Raw genomic sequence first — 18,400 nt, forward strand, 5'->3', positions numbered from 1 at the left:
GCCTTGATTATCGATTCACCCATATTCCCGACGCCGATAATGCCAATCTTTTTCATCCCCGACCTCCTTGTTTCTTATAACAGATAGGCAGGATATTTTAAAGTCAATTCTGTTGGAAGCCGTCAGCAATCAGCAGTTGGATACACATTGATTCTGAGACTGAAAGACCCTGACAGATGGTGCGCACTATAAATGTTAAAAGGCGTTACAGAGTGGAGAATTCCGGTTTTTTCTTCAACGAATGACAGATCGGAAAGAACGTGCCGGTGTTTGAACAACCTTCATTGCGAATAAATTTAAAATCGAAGTTCTTAAGGGATTGCCCCACAGCATATCTCCAACCTGCCTCACATTTTGAGTTGAAAAAAATTCTGAAAAAATACTTGACAATCAATTTTAATGATATATAAACTGATATATCAGTTAATATATCAGTTATATATCAGAGGGTAAAATGAGTAACAACCTACGTCACCAAGCCCACCAAATTATTAAAGATAAAATTATTTCATTTAAACTTAAACCAGGTGATGAGATTCGTGAGGGTAGTATCGCAAAAGAGCTAAGCATGGGAAGGACACCCGTGAGAGAGGCACTCCTTATGCTGGAGCATGAGAAGCTGATTGAATGCCGGTCAAACCTGGGGTATGTGGTTAAAAAACTAACACGGAAAGAGGCTGAAGATTACTACGCATTGCGAGAGGCGCTTGAGCTATTCGCCGCCCCCCTGATTATCGAAAGGATTACGCCGGAGGCCGTGGCGGAGCTCGGGGCGATCCTTGCTCAATCGGAGAGGCGAGCCAAGGAGAATGATATCCAGGGAGTTGCCGAGTGCAACACTGAGTTTCATAAACTTCTTTATAAAGCTACTGATTCAGAGGCATTTGTTGAACTCATTTTCCAATTGATCGATAAGATCAGGTGGCTCCTCGCAATGGCCGTGGCCTCCCAGAAGGGCCCGGCGGAGGCGCTGGAGGATCATGGCAGGATAGTCAGTGTTATTAAAAAAAGAGATGTGGAGGCATTGAAGAAAGAGATTTGCGTGCATCTACAACACGCGAAGGAGCGATACCTTTCGATAGCGGCAGTGTTGTTTTGAAGGGTCAACATAGAAGGTTCAATACGCCGGAGATTCGGAAAGGCAAGGATCGACGATGGTTTGTCCCCAGGGCATTTAGAAAAGATCTCTGGGATAATGTCAAATAGAGGAGGGCTAAAAGAATGAAGAGAGACAGAAGGTTATGGGAATTGGTGACCCTTGTTGCAGTGTCTTTGGTACTATTGCTGGGAGGCTTCACGGTCTGCAACGCACAGCAGACAGTCTTAAAGATTGCGCATCAGTGGCCGCAGGGAGATGTTCGGGATAAGTGGGCATCAAATTTTTGTTCATCGCTCGAAAAGTATAGCAATGGATCCTTAACCTGTCGAGTGTACGCGGGCGGTACGCTCATGAACCCTAAAAACCAACCCGACGCACTGCGCCAGGGAGCCCTGGATCTGGCGGTATGGTATCTGGCGTATTCGGCAGGGAAAGCCCCGTTGCTGGGGATACTCGATCTCGGCGTTGCTGTCCCATATCCGGAAAAAGGAATCCGGCTGACGCGTACCGAGGTGGGGAAAAGGATGAGCGAAGAGGCGGAGAAGCTGGGAATGAAGGTCATATCCTGGGGTTTCACGCCAACTTCCGTTGGTTCTACAAAAGTACTTATCAAACTTCCCGGTGATGTAGCAGGGTTGAAGATGCGGGGAGGAAGCAAGGCGATCGAGCAGCTTTTTAAGGCTTCCGGTGCGGCCATTACGCACGTGAGCAGCGGTGATATCTATATGGCGCTTCAAACAGGGGTCCTCGACGGTGTTCTCACGGCTGACGCGTCATTCGTATCGTTCAGGCTCTTCGATGTTCTCAAGACCCTGACCATATCAGGAGAACACTCTCTGTCGAATTCCTGCGTGGCAATTATTATGAGCCCCATTACTTTCAAAAAACTTAAACCGGAACAGCAGAAAGCAGTCATCGCGGCGGGGCAGGACGCTGAAGCCGCATTCCTTAAAGAGATCAAGGCCCAATCAGCGGAATGCAGGGAGATTTATATCAAGAAAGGGGTAAATGTCCACGAGTTCACCGACAAAGAGTATGCAAGCTGGGTGGAAATCGCAAAGAAAGAGACCTGGACATCATTCATGAAAGAGGTGAAGGGGACCGAGGATCTGTTCGCCATAATAGAAAAGACGAAGTAAAGGGCGATGAACGATTGTCGAGAGAAGGAACCATGAAAAAAACATTACCAACGAAGAGCAAAGGATTTCTTGGAAAGATCCTGGATAAGGTTGCCGACGTCGCAGGGTTTATGAGTATGGCTGCAGTGGTCTTCGCCATGCTCGTGATCGTCTACGAGGTGATTGCGCGCTATATCTTCAGGTGGGCTACCGTCTGGGAAGTGGAGGCCGCGATCATGGCCACTACCTTTGTCACCTTCGTTGGTTCTGTTTTTGCCCTCAAAAACAATGCCCACGTCACCATGGACGACATAGTGCTGCCGCACCTGAAACCGAAGGTGAGAAAATGGCTGGCATTGATCACACCGGTTTTTTCGCTGATCTTTTGTGTGATCCTGGCCTACAAAAGCTGGCTGATGTTCTGGGAGGCCTTCAGTCTGGGGTGGAGGTCTGAAACGATATGGGCGCCTCCCCTTGCGATCCCTTACAGCTTTCTTGCCGTCGGCGTCAGCATCATGTGTTTTCAATTGATAGGGATCATAGTCGGGGCCGCAAAATCACTTCGATCGGGGGTGGAGAATGCTTAACGGGCTGATCGTGGTATGTATCACCCTCTTATTTCTTCTCTCCGGCATGCCCCTGGTCTTCGCCTTCGGCATCTCCGGCCTCATCTGCGGAATGCTCCTGGGAGGGACCGGGGCCGTCACCATGCTGGCGCAGGTTATCTACCACAGCGTTGACAGCTTCGAACTCCTTACGATCCCGCTCTTTGTCTTTATGGGCGTTGTCATCACAGTGGCGCCGAGTGGAAGGGACCTTTACGAGGCGATCCACCGGTTTCTGTACAGGGTACCCGGGGGCATCGCCATAAGCAACATCTTTGCATGTACGATATTCGCCGCCATGAGCGGATCGAGCCCGGCCACAGCGGCGGCGATCGGCACATCGGGCATCCCGGAGATGAGAAAACGGGGTATCCCGGATTTTTTAGCCTGCGGTAGCATAGTGGGAGGAGGGACCCTCGGTATACTGATCCCTCCCAGCATCACCCTCATTGTCTATGGCATCGCAACGGAGACATCCATAGGACAGCTCTTTATCGGCGGGATAGTGCCGGGGATAGTCGTATCTCTCGCCTTCAGTTGCTGGATCATGATTTGTATGTTTTACACTCGAAGAAAAGGACAGAAGCAGGCCGCTGCCGCCGGCGAGGCGACCCTTGCCGGAGAACACTATTCCTGGTCCGAGAGGATACAGTACCTGCCGAAGACCATTCCCTTTATAGTCCTCATCGCACTGATCCTTTATTCGATCTATTTCGGTGTGGCAACACCGAGCGAGGCAGCAGCTATCGGCGCCCTGGGCGGTGTTGTCCTCACACTGGTTTTTTACTGGGCTTACATAACAAAAAAGAACGCAATGGAGATCCTCCGGGCTACGGTAAATCAGACCGGCATGCTCATGCTCATAGCGACGACGACCCTGTTTTTCAGCAACGTCATGACAGAGATCGGCCTGACCCAGCAGGTGGCCAATCTGGCCGGCAGCGTCCAGGCATCAAGATGGGCGACCCTGGTGGTGATAAACCTGATACTCCTCGTCATGGGGGCATTCCTGCCCCCCTTTGTCATCATCTTGTTGACCGCGCCGCTCTTGCTGCCGCTGATCAAGAACCTCGGGTTAGATCCCATCTGGTTTGGAGTGATGATGACGATCAACATGGAGATCGGGTGCATCTCCCCACCCTTCGGTTTGAATCTTTTTGTTGTAAAAGGCATAGCGCCGGATGTGCAGATGTCCACGATATTGAAAGGGTCTATGCCCTTCGTGGCTATTTTAATGCTCTCGATCGTGGTGTTCAGTGTATTTCCTGAACTGGTACTGTGGCTGCCCAATAAAATGGCTGCCGCAGCAATGGCAAAATGAGTAACGATATTAAGAACAATAGTATATAAAACCATTTTAGATAAAACTAATTCGATAGAGGTAAGGAGGCAATAATGGCCCGGCAAGTAACAGATAGGTATTGGAACCCTGAAGTGGAAACCATGTCCGCCGACGAGATGGCGGCGCTCCAGTTCGAAAGGCTGAAGAAACAGCTTGTCTACAACTACAACAACTCCCTGCTCTACAAAAGCAAATTTGAACAGGCGGGCATGAAACCGGAGGATGTGAGAAGCTGGGAAGATTTTCGCCGCATCCCCGTTACAAGCAAAGACGAACAGAAAAGGACCCAGGAGGCATCAACCGCAGAACTGGGCCATCCCTTCGGCCCGGGGACGATAACCTGTGCCCCACAGGACAAGATAGTGAGGTTGAACTCCACCTCCGGCACCACGGGTACTCCCACGCTTTACGCTTTGACGCAGAATGACGTGAATATCATGAACGAGCTCCATGCGAGAAGATTATGGATGGTGGGGATAAGGCCCGGCCACCGGGTCCTCCAGGGGTTGTCGCTCAGTATGTTTACAGGGGGTCTTCCTCTGTCGCAAGGGATCATGCACTCCGGGGCCTGTGCGGTGCCCGTGGGCGCAGACGGCGGAACGAAGAGGGTGCTTGATTTTATCGAGCTCACCCGTCCCCATGCGCTCTTTACCACACCTTCATTTGCACAGTATGTGCTGGAACAGTGTAAGAAACTGATCGGCAAGGAGGCGAACGAGCTCGGCCTGAAATGGATATTCCCTGTAGGAGAACCCGGAGGCGGGAACATCGAGGTGAGAAAGATCCTTTCGAAAGGTTTCGGCGGGGCCCATATCTGCGATCAGACCGGCGGAGGCCATAGTTTCCAGGGGGCAGAGTGCCTCGAGGCGCCCGAGGTTTACAGCGGTATGCACCTGACGTCGGCGGATCATTGTATCCTCGAACTCCTCGATCCCAAGACCAGGAAGAACATCGATATGGTTGACGGGGCAATAGGTGAGATGGCTATGACCTTTCTTGAATGGGAAGGGACGCCGTTCCAGAGATATGCATACGGGGATCTCCTCCAGATATCGACGACCCCCTGCAGTTGCGGCAGGAGCGGACTCCGGTTCAAGATCGTCGGCCGGGCCGATGATATGCTCATCGTGAAAGGCGTAAACGTCTTTCCCGAGGCGATAAAGAAGGAGATATTGAAGTTTGTCCCGAGGGTCACCGGGTTCTTTAAGATACTCCTCGACAAGCCGGGACCCTCCGTCACCCCTCCGCTGAAGATCAGGATTGAATACGGCCAGGGCATGGGAGAAAAGGACATCACCGCGCTGGAAGAGCAGATGAACAAGGTCTTTAAGGAGACCGTCAGGGTAACCCCTCAGTTCATATGGGTGGCCCCTGAGTCCATACCGAGGGAGACAAAAAAGACCAAGCTGATAGAGATCGCCGAAGCCACGTAAGAAATCACCCCGAACACACCGAAGGCACGGAAACGGTTTAACCCCGGTGCACGGAATATGAGGAGGAACAGATGAATTTTGCATTAACGGAAGAACAGGAATTTTTCAAAAAGATGATCGCCGAGACGGTCGACAGGATGATCGTCCCGAAGGCAGCGGAGATAGACGAGAAGGACGAATTCCCCTATGAGCTGTGGCATGACTTCGCGAAGCTCGGGTACCTGGGGATCCGGTACCCCGAATCGATAGGGGGCATGAACGCCGACCCGATAATGTGCCTCATCTTCTACGAGGAAGTCGCCCGTGGCTCGATCGGCTTCTCCACGATCGTCAACCAGAACGCCCTGATGGGCACCCACTTTCTCTTCAAGTTCGGCAGTGATGCCATCAAGGAGAGATGTATGTACCCGGCCATGAGGGGTGAGAAGATCGCCACCATCTGCTTTACGGAAGACCAGTCCGGGTCCGACCTCGCCGCCACCAGGACCACGGCGGTACGGGAAGGCGACGGGTGGCGGATCAACGGGACCAAGCAGTGGATCACCAACGGACCGATCTGCGATTTCTGCACGGTCCTCGCCAGTACCGACCCGTCAAAGGGACTCAAAGGTCTCAGCTTCTTCCTCGTGGAGAAGGGGACCCCCGGCTTCTCAGGGGGACAGACCCTCGATAAGCTCGGCGCCAGGGGCACGGCCACCGGGGAGGTCATCTTCGACAACGTCTGGGTGCCCGATGAGAACTTTCTCGGCACGGAACCCGGTCGGGGTATTGTGGAGGTCGGGCAGATACTGGGCGAGGTGAGGCTCATGTGCGGTGCATCGGCCCTTGGTCTTGCGCAGGCCGCCTACCAGGAGGCCATTGAGTTCGCACGGAAGAGGATCGCCTTTGGAAAGCCCATCGGCAGCTTTCAGCTTATCCGGGAGAAGTTTGCCAACATGGATACGGAGATGAACGCTGCACGGCTGATGGTCTACAAGGGTGGCTGGATGCTCCAGAACAAACAGGATGCCACCATCATCGCGGCAGAGGCGAAGATGTATGCCACCGAGGTGATGCTGAAGGTCGTCGATGAGCTGACGAGGATTTACGGCGCGAACGCCTTCGCCCGCGAGTATGCCCCCCAGCGCTACTTCAGGGACGGCAGGTTCCTGCTCTACGGCGGAGGAGCCCATGAGATATTGAGAGACTTCATCGGCAGGACACTCATAGGACGGGTGTGAGAGGCCGGGTCAGGAGGGATTCGTCCGCTGGTCTTATCTTTTAAAGGGATCCTCTTTCTTCGATGGTGATGCTGTAGCTTTTTGTCATGTCGCGGAATTCCAGAAGCTTTACCTCGAATTCGGTTATTTCACCGGCTTCGAGTGCGAAGGTGTCTGAATATTGGATAATGTTCGCACCGCAGTCATCATATAGTGTAACGACGGCGCTTGCCAGAACGTCTTCCCGTTTCCTGCTGTGAAGTTTCCCCGAAAGCTTTGCCCAGAAAGGTAAGGCCGACTGCGCGCAGCATGGAGCGGGCGACATGAGGAATATGTGGCTTTTCAGTTCTATTTCAGGAGAGACATTGATGTCTGCCAGTTCCGGCCTTTTAAAAGGCCCGGTTCCCTGGCAATCGGTATTGTCCGTGATGTCCATTTTTTGATCCGTCATTACTATACCATACAATGAGCACTTTTGACAAACCGTGGTATTTATAATAGATTAAGTAAATGAACTGGCTGGCATATTTCATAGATTACGGGATCGTAATCGTTCTGATTATCCTTTCCTTTATTGCCCTTGCCATCTTTATCGAGCGGATCCTCTTTTTGAAAAAACTGGACATTCACAAATATGAAGATGACAGGAAGTCTCTCGAAATAGACATAACGCGGAGATTGTCCGTTATAGCGACGGTAGGAAGCAATGCCCCCTATATCGGACTCCTCGGCACGGTTCTCGGTATCATGCTGACCTTTTATACGATCGGTACTGAAGGTTATGTAGACGCAACGAGGATCATGGTCGGTCTTGCCCTGGCCCTGAAGGCCACGGCCATAGGATTGCTCGTCGCCATACCCTCCATAGTCTTCTACAACTATCTCGTGCGAAAGGTGAAGGTCAAACTCCTTGAATGGGACAGAGAGAATGGAAGAAAAGGAGTTTGATTACATCAACATGATACCTTTCATCGATGTTATGCTTGTCCTTCTCACGATTGTTCTGATGACGAGCACCTTTGTGGCAAGCGGGATTATACCTGTGGAATTGCCGAAGGTAGTCGGCAAGCATGAAAAGGCGATGAAGACAGGGATGATCGAGATAGACAGGAAGGGGGATGTATATTACCAGGGAAAATCTGTTGATCTTATTTCGCTGAAGAGCCGGCTGAGCGATGTCCCGAAGGATACCCCTTTTCTCATAAGGGCTGACAGGAGTATACCCCTTCAGAACTTTGTTGAGGTCCTTGACGTAGTGAAGACCATGGGTTTCAGAAGGGTCAGTCTCCAGACCGAAGAAGCCTTACCATGAGAGAGAATTACGCAGGTCTTTCCGTCTCTGCCGTCGTGCACTTTCTTGTCATTGCCGCCTTTTTTACCCTGCCGATTGCAAAATACAATAAACCCAAAAATATGCTCATCGATTTTACCATAGAAAAGGGTAGCGGGATCAACGGCGGTCGCGGTGAAATCGGCACAAAGAACGGTACAAAGGAAGGAAGAGGGCAGACCGAGGGACGAGGTACGAGGGACGAGGGACGTGGGAGAATACACGAGCAGAGAGCTGAGAGCAGGGAGCACGGGGCGGAGAGCGTGGAAGCGAGTGCAACGCCGAAAGGCAATGTGAGCGCACTGACAGCGGAGACAGCCGAGGCGAAGAACGCAACAAGCCATTACTTCGATCCGCAGGGAGAGATGGCAGTGTACGGGAATGTCGGTACGGCAGGAACTGCCGCCAGCACACAGAGCGGTTACGCGTCGGGAAAAGGTATAGCGGGCATCCCGGGAGAAGGGTGGGGAAGGACGCTTGATTACGGACGCGGCGGTCGGGCAGAAAGGAATTTCGCCTTCATCAGGGAAAACATCATGAGAAATATTAAATACCCGGAGCGTGCGAGAAGGATGGGCTGGGAAGGGAAGGTGCTCCTGTCTTTCGCCGTGCTGGAGAACGGCAAGGTGCAGGAACTGAAGGTCCTCAACAGTTCAGGCTTCAGGATGCTCGACGAGAGCGCGAAAGAGGCGGTATTGAAGACTACCTTTTCGCAGAAGATCCCATACCGGATGGTTGTAGTCCTGCCCGTTGAGTACAGGCTGGAATAAGAGGTAGCGAAGAGCAGAGGGCTGAGAGCGGAGAGTAGAAGACAAAATTTGTTCAACGTTCTATGCCCGCCCTCGAATGACTCTATCGGGGGTTTAATGTTAAAAGGAAACAGATTAAACTGACTCAATAGACCAGATAGACTATGTTTGTTGCTGATCGCTGACTGCTGATAGCAAAAAAAGGACAGATAATGAAGACGATTGCAGAGAATGACCTTATCCTGATTTTTTTAAAAGACAGAAAATACCTGAAGAAGATTACTGCCGGCCAGTCATTCCATGGCAAGGGAGGCATGCTCAGCTATTCTGAGCTGATAGGGAAGCAATACGGCGCAGCCTACGGCCAGTACGAGGTATACGAGCCGACCATCGAAGACATCCTGATGTATGGCCTGCGGCGGGAAACCCAGATCGTCTTCCCGAAGGACGGTTTCTTTGTATGTTACAAACTGAGCATTAAAAACGGTTCAAGGGTGATCGAGATAGGGACAGGAAGCGGCGCCCTTACATACCTCCTTTCACATGCAGTCGGTCCCGAAGGCAAGGTCGTGACCTATGAACAGGAAGAACGTCATTATAAAAATGCTAAAAAGAATATTGAGCGTTTCCGGGAATGGGACAACGTTGAACTCCGCAACGATAACGCGGCGAATTGTACTGATCGTGATTTCGATGCTGCCTTCATCGACGTGCGGGAACCATGGGAATGCCTCGATATAGTGAGGCCCCTGTTGAAGGCGAGCGCCCCTATAGGTATGATCGTACCTACGGCAAACCAGATCTCGGATACCCTGAAGACCATAGGCAACGGCTACGGGGATATCGAGGTACTGGAGATCATGCTCAGGAAATACAAGACCGTAGCCGAACGTGTGCGTCCGACAGACAGGATGATCGCGCACACAGGGTATCTTATCTTCGCACGGAAGCTGGATCAGAGCGCCGGGGAGCAACAGGGAGGGCCTGATCTGTCTTGACAGAAATCTTTCTTTCATCAATAATAAGAAAACACTAAACGCAAGGAGGTACTACATGGCCCAGGATCCGAAAGAAAAAAGGAAGGCAAAGGTAATTGAAGTGTTAAACAGGGCCCGTTCCATGGAGCTCCATGCCATTCACCAATACATGAATCAGCATTATAACCTGGATGACATGGATTACGGGGATATGGCCGCGAAGGTCAAGCTGATAGCAATCGATGAGATGCGCCATGCGGAGATGTTTGCGGATCGGATTAAGGAACTGGGTGGTGAGCCTACCTCGGACCTTGCAGGGAAGGTTGAAAAAGGTCAGAAGGTGGAATCCGTTTTTCCCTTCGATGCAAACCTCGAAGACGATACGATCAGCGTTTACAACCAGTTCCTTCTGGTATGCAGGGAGAACGGCGACAGCATCAGTATGAAGATGTTTGAGGCGATCATTGATGAGGAGCAGATACATTTTAATTACTTCGACAATGTGAAGGATCACATTGAGCAGCTTGACGGATCATACCTTGCCCAGATCGCCGGGACACCGTCGACTACCGGCTTGCAGACACAGGGCTTCGTTGCCCGGCAGGGCGGCGGCACTCCGCAGGGAGCATGATACATCAGCTATCAGCAGTCAGCCTAACGCCATTTTTGTTTTAGCTGACGGCTGTGCGCTGACTGCTGACGGCTTCTTTAGCTATCAGCCTAACGCTTTTTTGTTTCTGACTATTCACTATTCACTATCGACTGTCTTTCTGCTATTCACTGCCTTATTTACCCGAATCTGTGGCTGATGCCATACCCTCCCGTGGGGAACCGCCATTCGATGTTGAGATGGGGACAGCCGATGCGGCATGAGCCGCATTCCAGACACCCTTCATAGGCCACGACGATCCGGTCTTTTTCCAGCCTGTAGACATTGGCAGGGCAGAAATAAAGACAGGGCTGGTTTTCGCATTTCTCCATGCACGTTGTGTTATCGGCGATACGGATGTGGGGTTCCTGGTCAACCCGGAAGCGGTCTAAAAAGAGTTTGTCTTCGATCTTCACGGTCATCGTACACTCCTTATACCGTCCCATAAAAGTCGAAATATATTGAAGGGAGAGATATCCTTTTTCACCTTTTTCCAGATGGCCTTCTGTTTTTCCTTTTTGGAGATCCCGTCAACTGTCAGCATCTCCCTGGCGGCAAAACTTCCCAACTCCGGAAGTGTGGTGAAGAGTTCGTGATGCCGGAGGCGAAACGTATTGAACCGCCGGTACTTTTTCAGATCATCCGTTATATAGGAACCCTGCAGCCTGGAGACATATCCCGTGAGACCCTTGCGGCTGAAATCACCTTTCTCAAGGGCTTCCATGATAGCCTCTGCGGCAAGCCGGCCTGATGTCATGGCCATGTTGGACCCTTCGCGATGAAGGGCGTTGAATAACATGCCTGAATCGCCGGCGATAAGGTATCCGTCGCCGCATAATCGGGGGATCGCATCATAGCCGCCCTCCGCTATCCAGTGGGCCATGTATTCTTTCGATTTACCACCTTTAATCAACGGGAGAACCATCGGGTGATTTTTAAATTCTTCCAGCATCTCGTAAGGCCTTACCCTGCTTTCCATGAAATCGGAAAGATTGGCGCCGATACATAGGGAGAGAGAGTTTTTATTGGTATAGATTACCGCGATGCCGTCCATGCCGCCGGTAATCCCGCCGATAATCTCGATGGTTACCCCGTGTCCTGCCTCTACGTTAAATCTCTCGTTAATCATCTCCTCGGGCAACTCGACAACGTCTTTCACTGCCAGGGCAATATCATGCGGTTTTGGTTCCGGACGGAACCCTGTCTTTGCCGCCAGGGAGGAGTTGATGCCGTCAGCCAGTAAAACGACTCTGGCCCTGACGTCCCCATTGGTGCGGTCTGTCCTGACCCCGATGACGCGGTTGTCGCCATCCCGCAGCAGATCCGTTACTACCGTGCTGCACACAACAAGCGCCCCTTTCTCTCTGGCCTGTTCCGCAAACCAACGGTCGAATTTAGCCCTTCCCACTGTAAACGCGTTGAGCGGCATCTTGTCATAGAACAGTTGATCGCGAAAGGCAACGCTGTAGCCTCCGTCTTTGGAGAGGTACCACAGCCGCGATTCAACGATATTCCGTTGAACAGGGCAGCCCCTTTGTGTAAAATCCGGTATGATCCCCGCTAAATCATGCCCGTAGAGAACGCCGCCGGAGATATTTTTTGATCCGGGGTATTCCCCACGTTCAAAAACAATAGTTCTGATCCCCTTTCCGGCCAGGGTGTATGCAGCCGAGATGCCTGCCGGTCCTGCGCCGACTATAACTACTTCAAATTCCTCTTGCATATCTCAGCATCCCCTTCAGTCCCTTTTTATTTTTGCCTGCAACTGTTTGATCAATGCCGGTACCACGTTTTTATAATCCCCGATTATACCCGCATCGGCAACATTGAATATCGGGGCATGCGGATCGGAATTGATTGCGACAACCTTCCCGGCACCCTGCATACCTACAAGATGCTGGACGCTTCCAGACACCCCGATCGCGAGATAAAGCTTTGGCGCTACGGTCTTTCCTGTCTGGCCGATCTGGCGTTCGTAGGGCATCAGTCCCGCTTCCACAACCGGTCTCGAGCAGGCCACAACACCGCCTACCAGATCGGCAAGCTCCTGAAGCATCGGCATTGACCCGGGATCGCAGGCCCCTTTCCCGGCAACAACCAGGGCGGGAAAACGGGTAATGTCAACAATGCCCTCACCGGAAACATCCTTGACAAGATCTATAACTTCGGGAAGCTCTTCATGGGACGGTTCAAAGGGATGACGATAAATATTGCCCGTTCTCCCGGCATCTTCCCGATGAAGCTTAAAGACCTTTGGCCTTACCGTGCTCATCTGAGGGCGATGGTGCTCGCAAAAGATAGTAGCCATGATATTGCCGCCGAAGGTTGGTCTCGTCATGAGAAGTAGATGCCTTTCCTCATCGATGTCGAGTCCCGTGCAATCTGCAGTGAGACCTGTTTCAATATTCGTTGCCACAATACTTGCCAGGTCCCGGCCCACCGGAGTAGCGCCTATCAGCAAGATCTCAGGCCTGGTTTTTCTACAAAGGTCAGTCAGCGCTTTTCCGTAAGATCCGGATAAATAGGTTTTCAGCAAAGGATCATCCATCACGTGGACATCGTCACAACCGTACGCTATCCCTTCATGCGCATGTTTGTCCACCCCATGGCCCGGCAAAAGCCCCACTACCCTGGTATCTAATTTTTCTGCGAGCTCTCTTGCCTTACCGGCCAATTCCCAGGAAACCGTTGCCGCATGTCCGTTTACGACCTCGATAAAGACGGCAACGCCCTGATAGCCGGGAGAGACGCCTTTCGTTGCTCCTGTCTTTTTCACAACCCCCTTGCGCCTTTTCCGTTCAAACTGCACTGCTTCGACGGGACACACCTCGAGACATTTGCCGCACCCGATGCAGACTTCAGGATCGATGCGGGCTGTGCCACCTGACATCTCAATGGCCCCGACAGGACATTCGGCCACGCAGATCTGGCATCCGATACACTTATCCGGGATTATCCCGGCGACTTCGATCCCTTTTGAGTTTTTAGCCATAGACGTCAACGCCCCCAGCGGCTCAGTAATCCTGCGGCAAAGGTTTCATCAGTGAAAAGCGTGCTCAAACAGTCTTCCACGGCCTGTTTTGGATCTGTCCGGGCATCAAAGGTGGGTCCGCCTTCTTTAAGGGGAGGGGAGAATATCCTCCGCACCCAGGTTGGCGAGCCCTTCAAGCCGAGTCTCCCCGGCTCAGCGCGGATGGTATCTGCGTTCCATACGGTAATTCCATCCCGAAGGGACTGAATGAGTTGGGGAAGGGAAGCCCTCCTGGGTTTTGCAAGGTCCAATTCAACGGTAAGCAGGGCAGGGAGGGGACCACGGATAACCTCCGACCCTCCCTCAACCTTCCTTTTCACGGTAATGTACTTTTTGTCTTCGCTGATCTCCTTTATCTCAGTCACGTAAGTAAATTGTGTATATCCGAGACGTGTGGCAACGCCGGGCCCGACCTGTGCAGTGTCGCCATCGATCGCCTGTTTTCCGCAGAGCACCAGATGGACAGGAGAGGCATCCTGCTCCAACCTTTTGATAGCCATGGCAAGCGTATAACCCGTGGCAAGGGTATCGGCGCCGGCAAAGGCCCGATCGGACAGGAGTATGGCCTGATCGGCCCCCAATGAGACGGCCTCCCTGAGGACCTGTTCTGCCTGGGGAGGCCCCATGCTTATCGCGGTAACCGTGCCGCCGTATTTATCTTTCAGGACAAGGGCCGCCTCCAGGGCTACCATATCATATGGGTTGGAGATTGATTCTACCCCTGAGCGGATCAGGGTGTTGGTTTCCGGGTCAATTTTGACATCAGCGGTGTCAGGCACCTGTTTTATACAGCAGATGAGATTCATAGCCCCTCGCATAAACGGACGCAACGCCCCTTTCCGGGGCCGCAGGGCACTCTTGTGGGTATAAGCGCTCTTTGCCGGTTCATGAGCATGATATGAGTTTTTCTGCTTTCTCCACCCTCTCCCTGTAGATCTGATGGATAAGGTGTTTATCGAACTCCCATTCCTCTTTCAGCATTAAGTCTTTTTCTTCTGTAGTAAAATAGTTCATACAGGGCAGGAAAAAGTGTTGGTCTTCCTTCTCTATATGCTTCGGATAAAAGTCAGCAATAAACCTCATGCGGTCGAGAATAACGGTCAGCATCTCCCTGTTCCCCTGCGCATACTGTTCTTTTGCCTCCATCATCTCCGCAACCGCCTTTCTTCCCTGCCGGTGCTCCGCAATCAGTTCCTCCATGATGCGTTTATGCTCGTCGGATAAGGGTTTTTTGTTCAGATCCCTGAAGAGGATATCCTCTTCCTTCCCATGATGGCATTTATCTGCATATACGCGGATGAAATCAGCCGCGTTATCGATAAACTCCTGGTTGATGTTGTTTTCCCTCTCGCACCAGTCAATCTCGTTCTGAATCGCGGCAATCATCTTTTCGATCAGCCTGTGTTCAATCATTAAAGGACCAACGGGCAGCATGGGACAACCTCCTTAAATTATTTTTTCAGAAAACAGAGCCGGCCGGAAAAACAAGGCATGGGGCGAGATAGACAATCCCCGGGATTTGATAAGAAAGGCAGCCAGATAGGGGGAGGAACGATAAGGTTTCTGGCTGCCATTGGGAGGCTTGATCTGCATCTTTGCCCTTTTTCAGATTATTTTGATATCCTTGCTGTTTTCCCACAGTCCATGGATGTTGCAAAAACTGAGGACATGCATTGTGCCGGGTTTCTTAATGATCGCCTTTACGGTGACCGAATAATCCGTATAAAGAGGTCCCTGATCGGCGCCTGCCGCCGACTCACCATGGGCTGTAAATTCGCAGTTGGCAAGCTGGTAGCTGAACTTATCGCCGTCCGGTTTGAAAAATATCTGTACCCAGCGGATATGGTGCTCTGTAGTATTGGGATGGGGGATCTCCTTCCCGACAGATACATTGATATCCAGTTTCTCCCCGACCCTTACCGAATCGAGACATTCGATAACCGGAACATGCTTCTCCTTTTTCCAGTCATTTGTCTGGAGTAATTCGCTCAACGTTTTCATCTTTCTCCTCCTTTACTGTTGCGATATCCCCGATATAACTCTATCCATCATTCGATTTCAATTGCTCCCACCGGGCATGAATCAGCAGCCTCCCGGCAGGCGTCCTCATATTGCTCGGGCACATCCTCGCTGCCTGTTTTAACATGTGCCAGATCATCTTGAAGCTCGAAGATCTCCGGGCAAGTCTCCGCGCACATTCCACAGCCGGTACAAATGGTTTCATCGATCGTTACTTTCATCGTTGCCCCCTTGGGTTTATTTACGTCCAACTCAACCTTCATTTGATGGGCATTCGTTTAACTTCGTACCAACAACACGGGACACCTGGCCGCCCTTGAAACCTTTTCCGCGACACTGCCGATGAGATGACTTAGCAGCCCCGTCTTTCCATGTGACGCAATTACGATCAGATCCATCTTTTTGTCTTCCTGTTCTTTCAAGATCTCTTCGTATGGAGTGCCCTTTCTGATATCCGGGACAATTTCTACTGATTCTGCTTCCTTCAACTTGTCGAGCTGTTTCCGGATCATCTCTTTCGCTGAATCAATACTTTGCTGCTCCAGTTGGTCTACCATCTGTTTATCAATACAGTAGTCAACGATACACTGCTGGGTTACCCCGATAACGTGCAAAAGATAGATCCTGGCATTGTTTTGTCTTGCGATGTCTGTTGCATGCTGCAGGGCTTTGTCCGAGTATTCGGAAAAATCTGTTGGTACAAGAATTGTTTTTGGCGAAAACATATGGTCCTCCTTTATATTTTTTGATAAATCATAATTGCCGGTTCGTCATTGTCAGAGTCCCTACAGAATGGTATGTATTTTTTCTGGTATTCACCAACATATGATCCAGATAGACCATTTTTAGTTGATATAGAGCCCTCCAAAGTTCTTCATGCATTTCAACCAGTACCTTTATTTTGTTTAATGTGTCAAATTTCATCAGTAACTCTTTCTGTTTCTTTTCCGCGAGACAGGCATCGGCAATAAGAAATAAGCCGTTGTCTTCCTTTTCAATGTGCTTGTCTAACAGACCGATATAACCCCTTGCGTTTTCAATGATCTTCGATGATGCCCCGGGCCTGCCTTCCTGATATTCGACAGCAGCCTCACTCAAACCTTTTGCATACCTGCGGCTGCTGTCATGCTCGGACAATATTACCCTGATCAGTCCGGTATCTTTCTGCATCCCGGTTTCTTCCAGCGCAGGAAAGAGCATCTTTTCCTCCTTCCCGTTATGGTATTTATCAGCGAATATTTTTGTGAACTGAATTATCTGTCCGAGATGTCTCGTATCTATTTCTTTACCGGATTCGAGCTTTTCGCATATCTTTTCTAAAACCATGAGGCACGATCGGATGAAAACATGTTCTTCTTTCAACTGTTCAGTCGGTTTTATGTTTTGTGCTCCCATATATCCTCCAGCAATGCCTTTGTTTTAGTAACGGGCGTCTCCGTTCAATCTGCCCGCTATCAATGACGGGCTCAGGGGTATAGGCTGCATCTGCCGTATCACTGTCTTTACCAGAGGAAGGTAAACATTTACCTTTGTGCCTCTTCCCGGAGAACTATCCACCTTGATGCTCCCGTTGTGTTGTTTTATAATGCTGTATGCTATCGGCAGACCGAGACCCTTACCCATCCCCGGTTTTGTTGTAAAAAAGGGCTCGAACGCCCTCTCGCTGGTTCTTTTGTCCATCCCGGTGCCCGTATCTTCTATTGAAAACACAGCGCATGCACTTGGTATCCAATTATTCCCCGTATAGATTGATTCGTCCTGAAAGTTGACCCGGCCGGTACTGAATGTCAATACGCCGCCATCGGTCATCGCATCCGATGCGTTTTTGACAAGATTTATTACAGCCTCCTCCATCCTTATGATGTCCGCCATTACATACAGTTCCTTTTCGACAAGCGACATCTTCAATCTGATATTCCCGTTCACGTATTGCGGTAAAAATAATTCCGCCCTTTGAACGATCTCGTTGAGATTCGACTCCTTCAGCCTGATCTTATAATTGACGTTAAACGCTGAAAGGCTTTTAAACTGTTGTTGGTTTCTGATATCATTTGTCATTTTTATACCTCCAATGAAAGATTAATTGCTGAGGCCGTGTCGCCCGTTGCCTTAAGGGATATGCTTTGTCCGGTTGTCTGTTTCATACCCGGATAACGCAGTTGGAACATCCTAACTCGTTTGCGCGTCTTTCCACGGAATCCGGGTCATCGCACCATTGGTCGTCGACGATAAAACGATATTCATACGCGCCCGGTTCCAGGTAGACGATCCTTTGCCAGATCTCACCCGTCGCGTCCCTTTTATCCTGTTTGAGGGGGTGAGATTTTCTATCCCAACCGTTGAAGTCACCGGCGATATAGACGCTCCCGGCTTCCGGGGCATTAAGTTTGAATTTAACCTGTTTTTTCTTCCTGGCCATTTTTACCTCCTTAGTCTTAATTTCTATGTATGCCGTTGTTAAGGTCTTGCAACATATTCCCGACCTTTATCATCTTCGTTAATACGTCCTTTACCTCGTTCAGATCGTTGTTTTTGTGGGTTAAAAAGCGTGGACGCAGGTTGTGACCTGCGGCGACGGTGTCTGCCTTCCGGTCCGTAAGGATAAGAATGATCTTTATATCGTTCAGGAGAGGTTTGATAGATGCAAAATCTTCCAGTTCTTTGCTGTCGGAAATCTGGAGTATCAAGACGAGAATATCGTGGTGCGGTTTGTGGAGTCTCACCAGGAGTTCTTCAATGCTGCAGTATATTTCGATCTTTTCTCTTGGGACAAGTCTTTCAAGCAGCGACAGGATCTCGCTGCCGGTAATATCCGGGTCTCTCGAATAAAGCAGCAAAAATCGCCTCAA

At 50.6% G+C, this 18,400-nt stretch carries 24 protein-coding genes; 11 read left to right on the top strand and 13 right to left on the bottom strand.

The window, feature by feature from the left end; all coding sequences use genetic code 11:
- The first annotated feature begins 454 nt into the window (after positions 1 to 454).
- The 6 genes from PHU49_05395 (at position 455) to PHU49_05420 (ending at position 6,817) form a co-directional block, all read left to right on the top strand.
- Positions 455 to 1,099, top strand: coding sequence for a GntR family transcriptional regulator (locus PHU49_05395; GenBank protein MDD5243431.1), 645 nt, complete (start codon positions 455 to 457; stop codon positions 1,097 to 1,099).
- Between the two features lie 122 nt (positions 1,100 to 1,221).
- Positions 1,222 to 2,238 (top strand): TRAP transporter substrate-binding protein DctP, encoded by a 1,017-nt coding sequence (gene dctP, locus PHU49_05400; GenBank protein MDD5243432.1) that lies wholly within the window; start codon positions 1,222 to 1,224, stop codon positions 2,236 to 2,238.
- Positions 2,239 to 2,270: 32 nt separating this feature from the next.
- Complete coding sequence (locus PHU49_05405; protein ID MDD5243433.1) at positions 2,271 to 2,804, top strand: TRAP transporter small permease; 534 nt, start codon at positions 2,271 to 2,273, stop codon at positions 2,802 to 2,804.
- Complete coding sequence (locus PHU49_05410) at positions 2,797 to 4,143, top strand: TRAP transporter large permease (protein MDD5243434.1); 1,347 nt, start codon at positions 2,797 to 2,799, stop codon at positions 4,141 to 4,143. Before PHU49_05405 ends, PHU49_05410 begins: the two co-directional genes overlap by 8 nt.
- A gap of 74 nt (positions 4,144 to 4,217) precedes the next feature.
- Positions 4,218 to 5,597 (top strand): AMP-binding protein, encoded by a 1,380-nt coding sequence (locus tag PHU49_05415; GenBank protein ID MDD5243435.1) that lies wholly within the window; start codon positions 4,218 to 4,220, stop codon positions 5,595 to 5,597.
- A 71-nt stretch (positions 5,598 to 5,668) separates the two neighbouring features.
- Positions 5,669 to 6,817 carry an acyl-CoA dehydrogenase family protein gene (locus PHU49_05420; protein ID MDD5243436.1) on the top strand — a complete coding sequence of 383 codons (1,149 nt, stop codon included), beginning with the start codon at positions 5,669 to 5,671 and terminating at the stop codon, positions 6,815 to 6,817.
- A 40-nt stretch (positions 6,818 to 6,857) separates the two neighbouring features.
- On the opposite strand, the gene PHU49_05425 is transcribed toward PHU49_05420, so the two are convergent.
- Positions 6,858 to 7,247 (bottom strand): hypothetical protein, encoded by a 390-nt coding sequence (locus PHU49_05425; GenBank protein MDD5243437.1) that lies wholly within the window; start codon positions 7,245 to 7,247, stop codon positions 6,858 to 6,860.
- Positions 7,248 to 7,306: 59 nt separating this feature from the next.
- Between PHU49_05425 and exbB the strand changes: the two genes are divergently transcribed.
- The 5 genes from exbB (at position 7,307) to PHU49_05450 (ending at position 10,483) form a co-directional block, all read left to right on the top strand.
- Positions 7,307 to 7,744, top strand: a complete 438-nt coding sequence (exbB, locus tag PHU49_05430; protein ID MDD5243438.1) for a TonB-system energizer ExbB — start codon at positions 7,307 to 7,309, stop codon at positions 7,742 to 7,744.
- Positions 7,725 to 8,108, top strand: a complete 384-nt coding sequence (locus PHU49_05435) for a biopolymer transporter ExbD (protein ID MDD5243439.1) — start codon at positions 7,725 to 7,727, stop codon at positions 8,106 to 8,108. Before exbB ends, PHU49_05435 begins: the two co-directional genes overlap by 20 nt.
- Positions 8,105 to 8,896, top strand: coding sequence for an energy transducer TonB (locus PHU49_05440; protein MDD5243440.1), 792 nt, complete (start codon positions 8,105 to 8,107; stop codon positions 8,894 to 8,896). The genes PHU49_05435 and PHU49_05440 overlap by 4 nt, the downstream gene beginning before the upstream one ends.
- Positions 8,897 to 9,087: 191 nt before the next feature.
- Positions 9,088 to 9,873, top strand: coding sequence for a methyltransferase domain-containing protein (locus PHU49_05445; GenBank protein MDD5243441.1), 786 nt, complete (start codon positions 9,088 to 9,090; stop codon positions 9,871 to 9,873).
- Between the two features lie 55 nt (positions 9,874 to 9,928).
- Positions 9,929 to 10,483: a bacterioferritin gene (locus PHU49_05450; GenBank protein MDD5243442.1), complete on the top strand. Its 555-nt coding sequence runs from the start codon at positions 9,929 to 9,931 to the stop codon at positions 10,481 to 10,483.
- Between the two features lie 158 nt (positions 10,484 to 10,641).
- Here PHU49_05450 and PHU49_05455 read toward each other — a convergent pair whose 3' ends face one another.
- The 12 genes from PHU49_05455 to PHU49_05510 form a co-directional block, all read right to left on the bottom strand.
- The gene (locus PHU49_05455; GenBank protein MDD5243443.1) at positions 10,642 to 10,923 is read right to left on the bottom strand and encodes a 4Fe-4S dicluster domain-containing protein; all 282 of its coding nucleotides are present in this window, start codon (positions 10,921 to 10,923) and stop codon (positions 10,642 to 10,644) included.
- Positions 10,920 to 12,224: an FAD-dependent oxidoreductase gene (locus tag PHU49_05460; protein MDD5243444.1), complete on the bottom strand. Its 1,305-nt coding sequence runs from the start codon at positions 12,222 to 12,224 to the stop codon at positions 10,920 to 10,922. Before PHU49_05460 ends, PHU49_05455 begins: the two co-directional genes overlap by 4 nt.
- 15 nt (positions 12,225 to 12,239) lie before the next feature.
- Positions 12,240 to 13,493 carry an electron transfer flavoprotein subunit alpha gene (locus PHU49_05465; protein ID MDD5243445.1) on the bottom strand — a complete coding sequence of 418 codons (1,254 nt, stop codon included), beginning with the start codon at positions 13,491 to 13,493 and terminating at the stop codon, positions 12,240 to 12,242.
- 5 nt (positions 13,494 to 13,498) lie between these two features.
- Positions 13,499 to 14,338 (bottom strand): electron transfer flavoprotein subunit beta/FixA family protein, encoded by an 840-nt coding sequence (locus PHU49_05470; protein ID MDD5243446.1) that lies wholly within the window; start codon positions 14,336 to 14,338, stop codon positions 13,499 to 13,501.
- Between the two features lie 79 nt (positions 14,339 to 14,417).
- Positions 14,418 to 14,966: a hemerythrin domain-containing protein gene (locus PHU49_05475; GenBank protein ID MDD5243447.1), complete on the bottom strand. Its 549-nt coding sequence runs from the start codon at positions 14,964 to 14,966 to the stop codon at positions 14,418 to 14,420.
- 171 nt (positions 14,967 to 15,137) lie between these two features.
- Positions 15,138 to 15,533, bottom strand: a complete 396-nt coding sequence (locus PHU49_05480; GenBank protein ID MDD5243448.1) for a class II SORL domain-containing protein — start codon at positions 15,531 to 15,533, stop codon at positions 15,138 to 15,140.
- 47 nt (positions 15,534 to 15,580) lie between these two features.
- A complete protein-coding gene (locus PHU49_05485; protein ID MDD5243449.1) occupies positions 15,581 to 15,772 on the bottom strand; it encodes a ferredoxin in 192 nt (63 codons plus the stop codon).
- Positions 15,773 to 15,829: 57 nt separating this feature from the next.
- Positions 15,830 to 16,276, bottom strand: coding sequence for a universal stress protein (locus PHU49_05490; GenBank protein ID MDD5243450.1), 447 nt, complete (start codon positions 16,274 to 16,276; stop codon positions 15,830 to 15,832).
- Positions 16,277 to 16,304: 28 nt separating this feature from the next.
- Positions 16,305 to 16,946 carry a hemerythrin domain-containing protein gene (locus PHU49_05495; protein MDD5243451.1) on the bottom strand — a complete coding sequence of 214 codons (642 nt, stop codon included), beginning with the start codon at positions 16,944 to 16,946 and terminating at the stop codon, positions 16,305 to 16,307.
- 24 nt (positions 16,947 to 16,970) lie between these two features.
- Positions 16,971 to 17,609 (bottom strand): ATP-binding protein, encoded by a 639-nt coding sequence (locus PHU49_05500; GenBank protein MDD5243452.1) that lies wholly within the window; start codon positions 17,607 to 17,609, stop codon positions 16,971 to 16,973.
- Between the two features lie 82 nt (positions 17,610 to 17,691).
- Positions 17,692 to 17,970, bottom strand: a complete 279-nt coding sequence (locus PHU49_05505) for an isoamylase early set domain-containing protein (protein MDD5243453.1) — start codon at positions 17,968 to 17,970, stop codon at positions 17,692 to 17,694.
- A gap of 16 nt (positions 17,971 to 17,986) precedes the next feature.
- A partial coding sequence (locus PHU49_05510) for a hypothetical protein (GenBank protein MDD5243454.1) occupies positions 17,987 to 18,400 on the bottom strand: 414 nt, incomplete at its 5' end.

The organism is Syntrophorhabdaceae bacterium, from assembly GCA_028713955.1.
GTDB lineage: Bacteria > Desulfobacterota > Syntrophorhabdia > Syntrophorhabdales > Syntrophorhabdaceae > UBA5609.

Coding starts and splice junctions, on each gene's coding strand:
- PHU49_05395 (MDD5243431.1), top strand. CDS start 455: ATGAGTAACAACCTACGTCACCAAGCCCACCAAATTATTAAAGATAAA.
- PHU49_05505 (MDD5243453.1), bottom strand. CDS start 17,970: ATGGCCAGGAAGAAAAAACAGGTTAAATTCAAACTTAATGCCCCGGAA.
- PHU49_05420 (MDD5243436.1), top strand. CDS start 5,669: ATGAATTTTGCATTAACGGAAGAACAGGAATTTTTCAAAAAGATGATC.
- dctP (MDD5243432.1), top strand. CDS start 1,222: ATGAAGAGAGACAGAAGGTTATGGGAATTGGTGACCCTTGTTGCAGTG.
- PHU49_05470 (MDD5243446.1), bottom strand. CDS start 14,338: ATGAATCTCATCTGCTGTATAAAACAGGTGCCTGACACCGCTGATGTC.
- PHU49_05465 (MDD5243445.1), bottom strand. CDS start 13,493: ATGGCTAAAAACTCAAAAGGGATCGAAGTCGCCGGGATAATCCCGGAT.
- PHU49_05500 (MDD5243452.1), bottom strand. CDS start 17,609: ATGACAAATGATATCAGAAACCAACAACAGTTTAAAAGCCTTTCAGCG.
- exbB (MDD5243438.1), top strand. CDS start 7,307: ATGAACTGGCTGGCATATTTCATAGATTACGGGATCGTAATCGTTCTG.
- PHU49_05455 (MDD5243443.1), bottom strand. CDS start 10,923: ATGACCGTGAAGATCGAAGACAAACTCTTTTTAGACCGCTTCCGGGTT.
- PHU49_05435 (MDD5243439.1), top strand. CDS start 7,725: ATGGAAGAAAAGGAGTTTGATTACATCAACATGATACCTTTCATCGAT.
- PHU49_05475 (MDD5243447.1), bottom strand. CDS start 14,966: ATGCTGCCCGTTGGTCCTTTAATGATTGAACACAGGCTGATCGAAAAG.
- PHU49_05425 (MDD5243437.1), bottom strand. CDS start 7,247: ATGACGGATCAAAAAATGGACATCACGGACAATACCGATTGCCAGGGA.
- PHU49_05440 (MDD5243440.1), top strand. CDS start 8,105: ATGAGAGAGAATTACGCAGGTCTTTCCGTCTCTGCCGTCGTGCACTTT.
- PHU49_05490 (MDD5243450.1), bottom strand. CDS start 16,276: ATGTTTTCGCCAAAAACAATTCTTGTACCAACAGATTTTTCCGAATAC.
- PHU49_05405 (MDD5243433.1), top strand. CDS start 2,271: ATGAAAAAAACATTACCAACGAAGAGCAAAGGATTTCTTGGAAAGATC.
- PHU49_05415 (MDD5243435.1), top strand. CDS start 4,218: ATGGCCCGGCAAGTAACAGATAGGTATTGGAACCCTGAAGTGGAAACC.
- PHU49_05485 (MDD5243449.1), bottom strand. CDS start 15,772: ATGAAAGTAACGATCGATGAAACCATTTGTACCGGCTGTGGAATGTGC.
- PHU49_05450 (MDD5243442.1), top strand. CDS start 9,929: ATGGCCCAGGATCCGAAAGAAAAAAGGAAGGCAAAGGTAATTGAAGTG.
- PHU49_05445 (MDD5243441.1), top strand. CDS start 9,088: ATGAAGACGATTGCAGAGAATGACCTTATCCTGATTTTTTTAAAAGAC.
- PHU49_05410 (MDD5243434.1), top strand. CDS start 2,797: ATGCTTAACGGGCTGATCGTGGTATGTATCACCCTCTTATTTCTTCTC.
- PHU49_05480 (MDD5243448.1), bottom strand. CDS start 15,533: ATGAAAACGTTGAGCGAATTACTCCAGACAAATGACTGGAAAAAGGAG.
- PHU49_05460 (MDD5243444.1), bottom strand. CDS start 12,224: ATGCAAGAGGAATTTGAAGTAGTTATAGTCGGCGCAGGACCGGCAGGC.
- PHU49_05495 (MDD5243451.1), bottom strand. CDS start 16,946: ATGGGAGCACAAAACATAAAACCGACTGAACAGTTGAAAGAAGAACAT.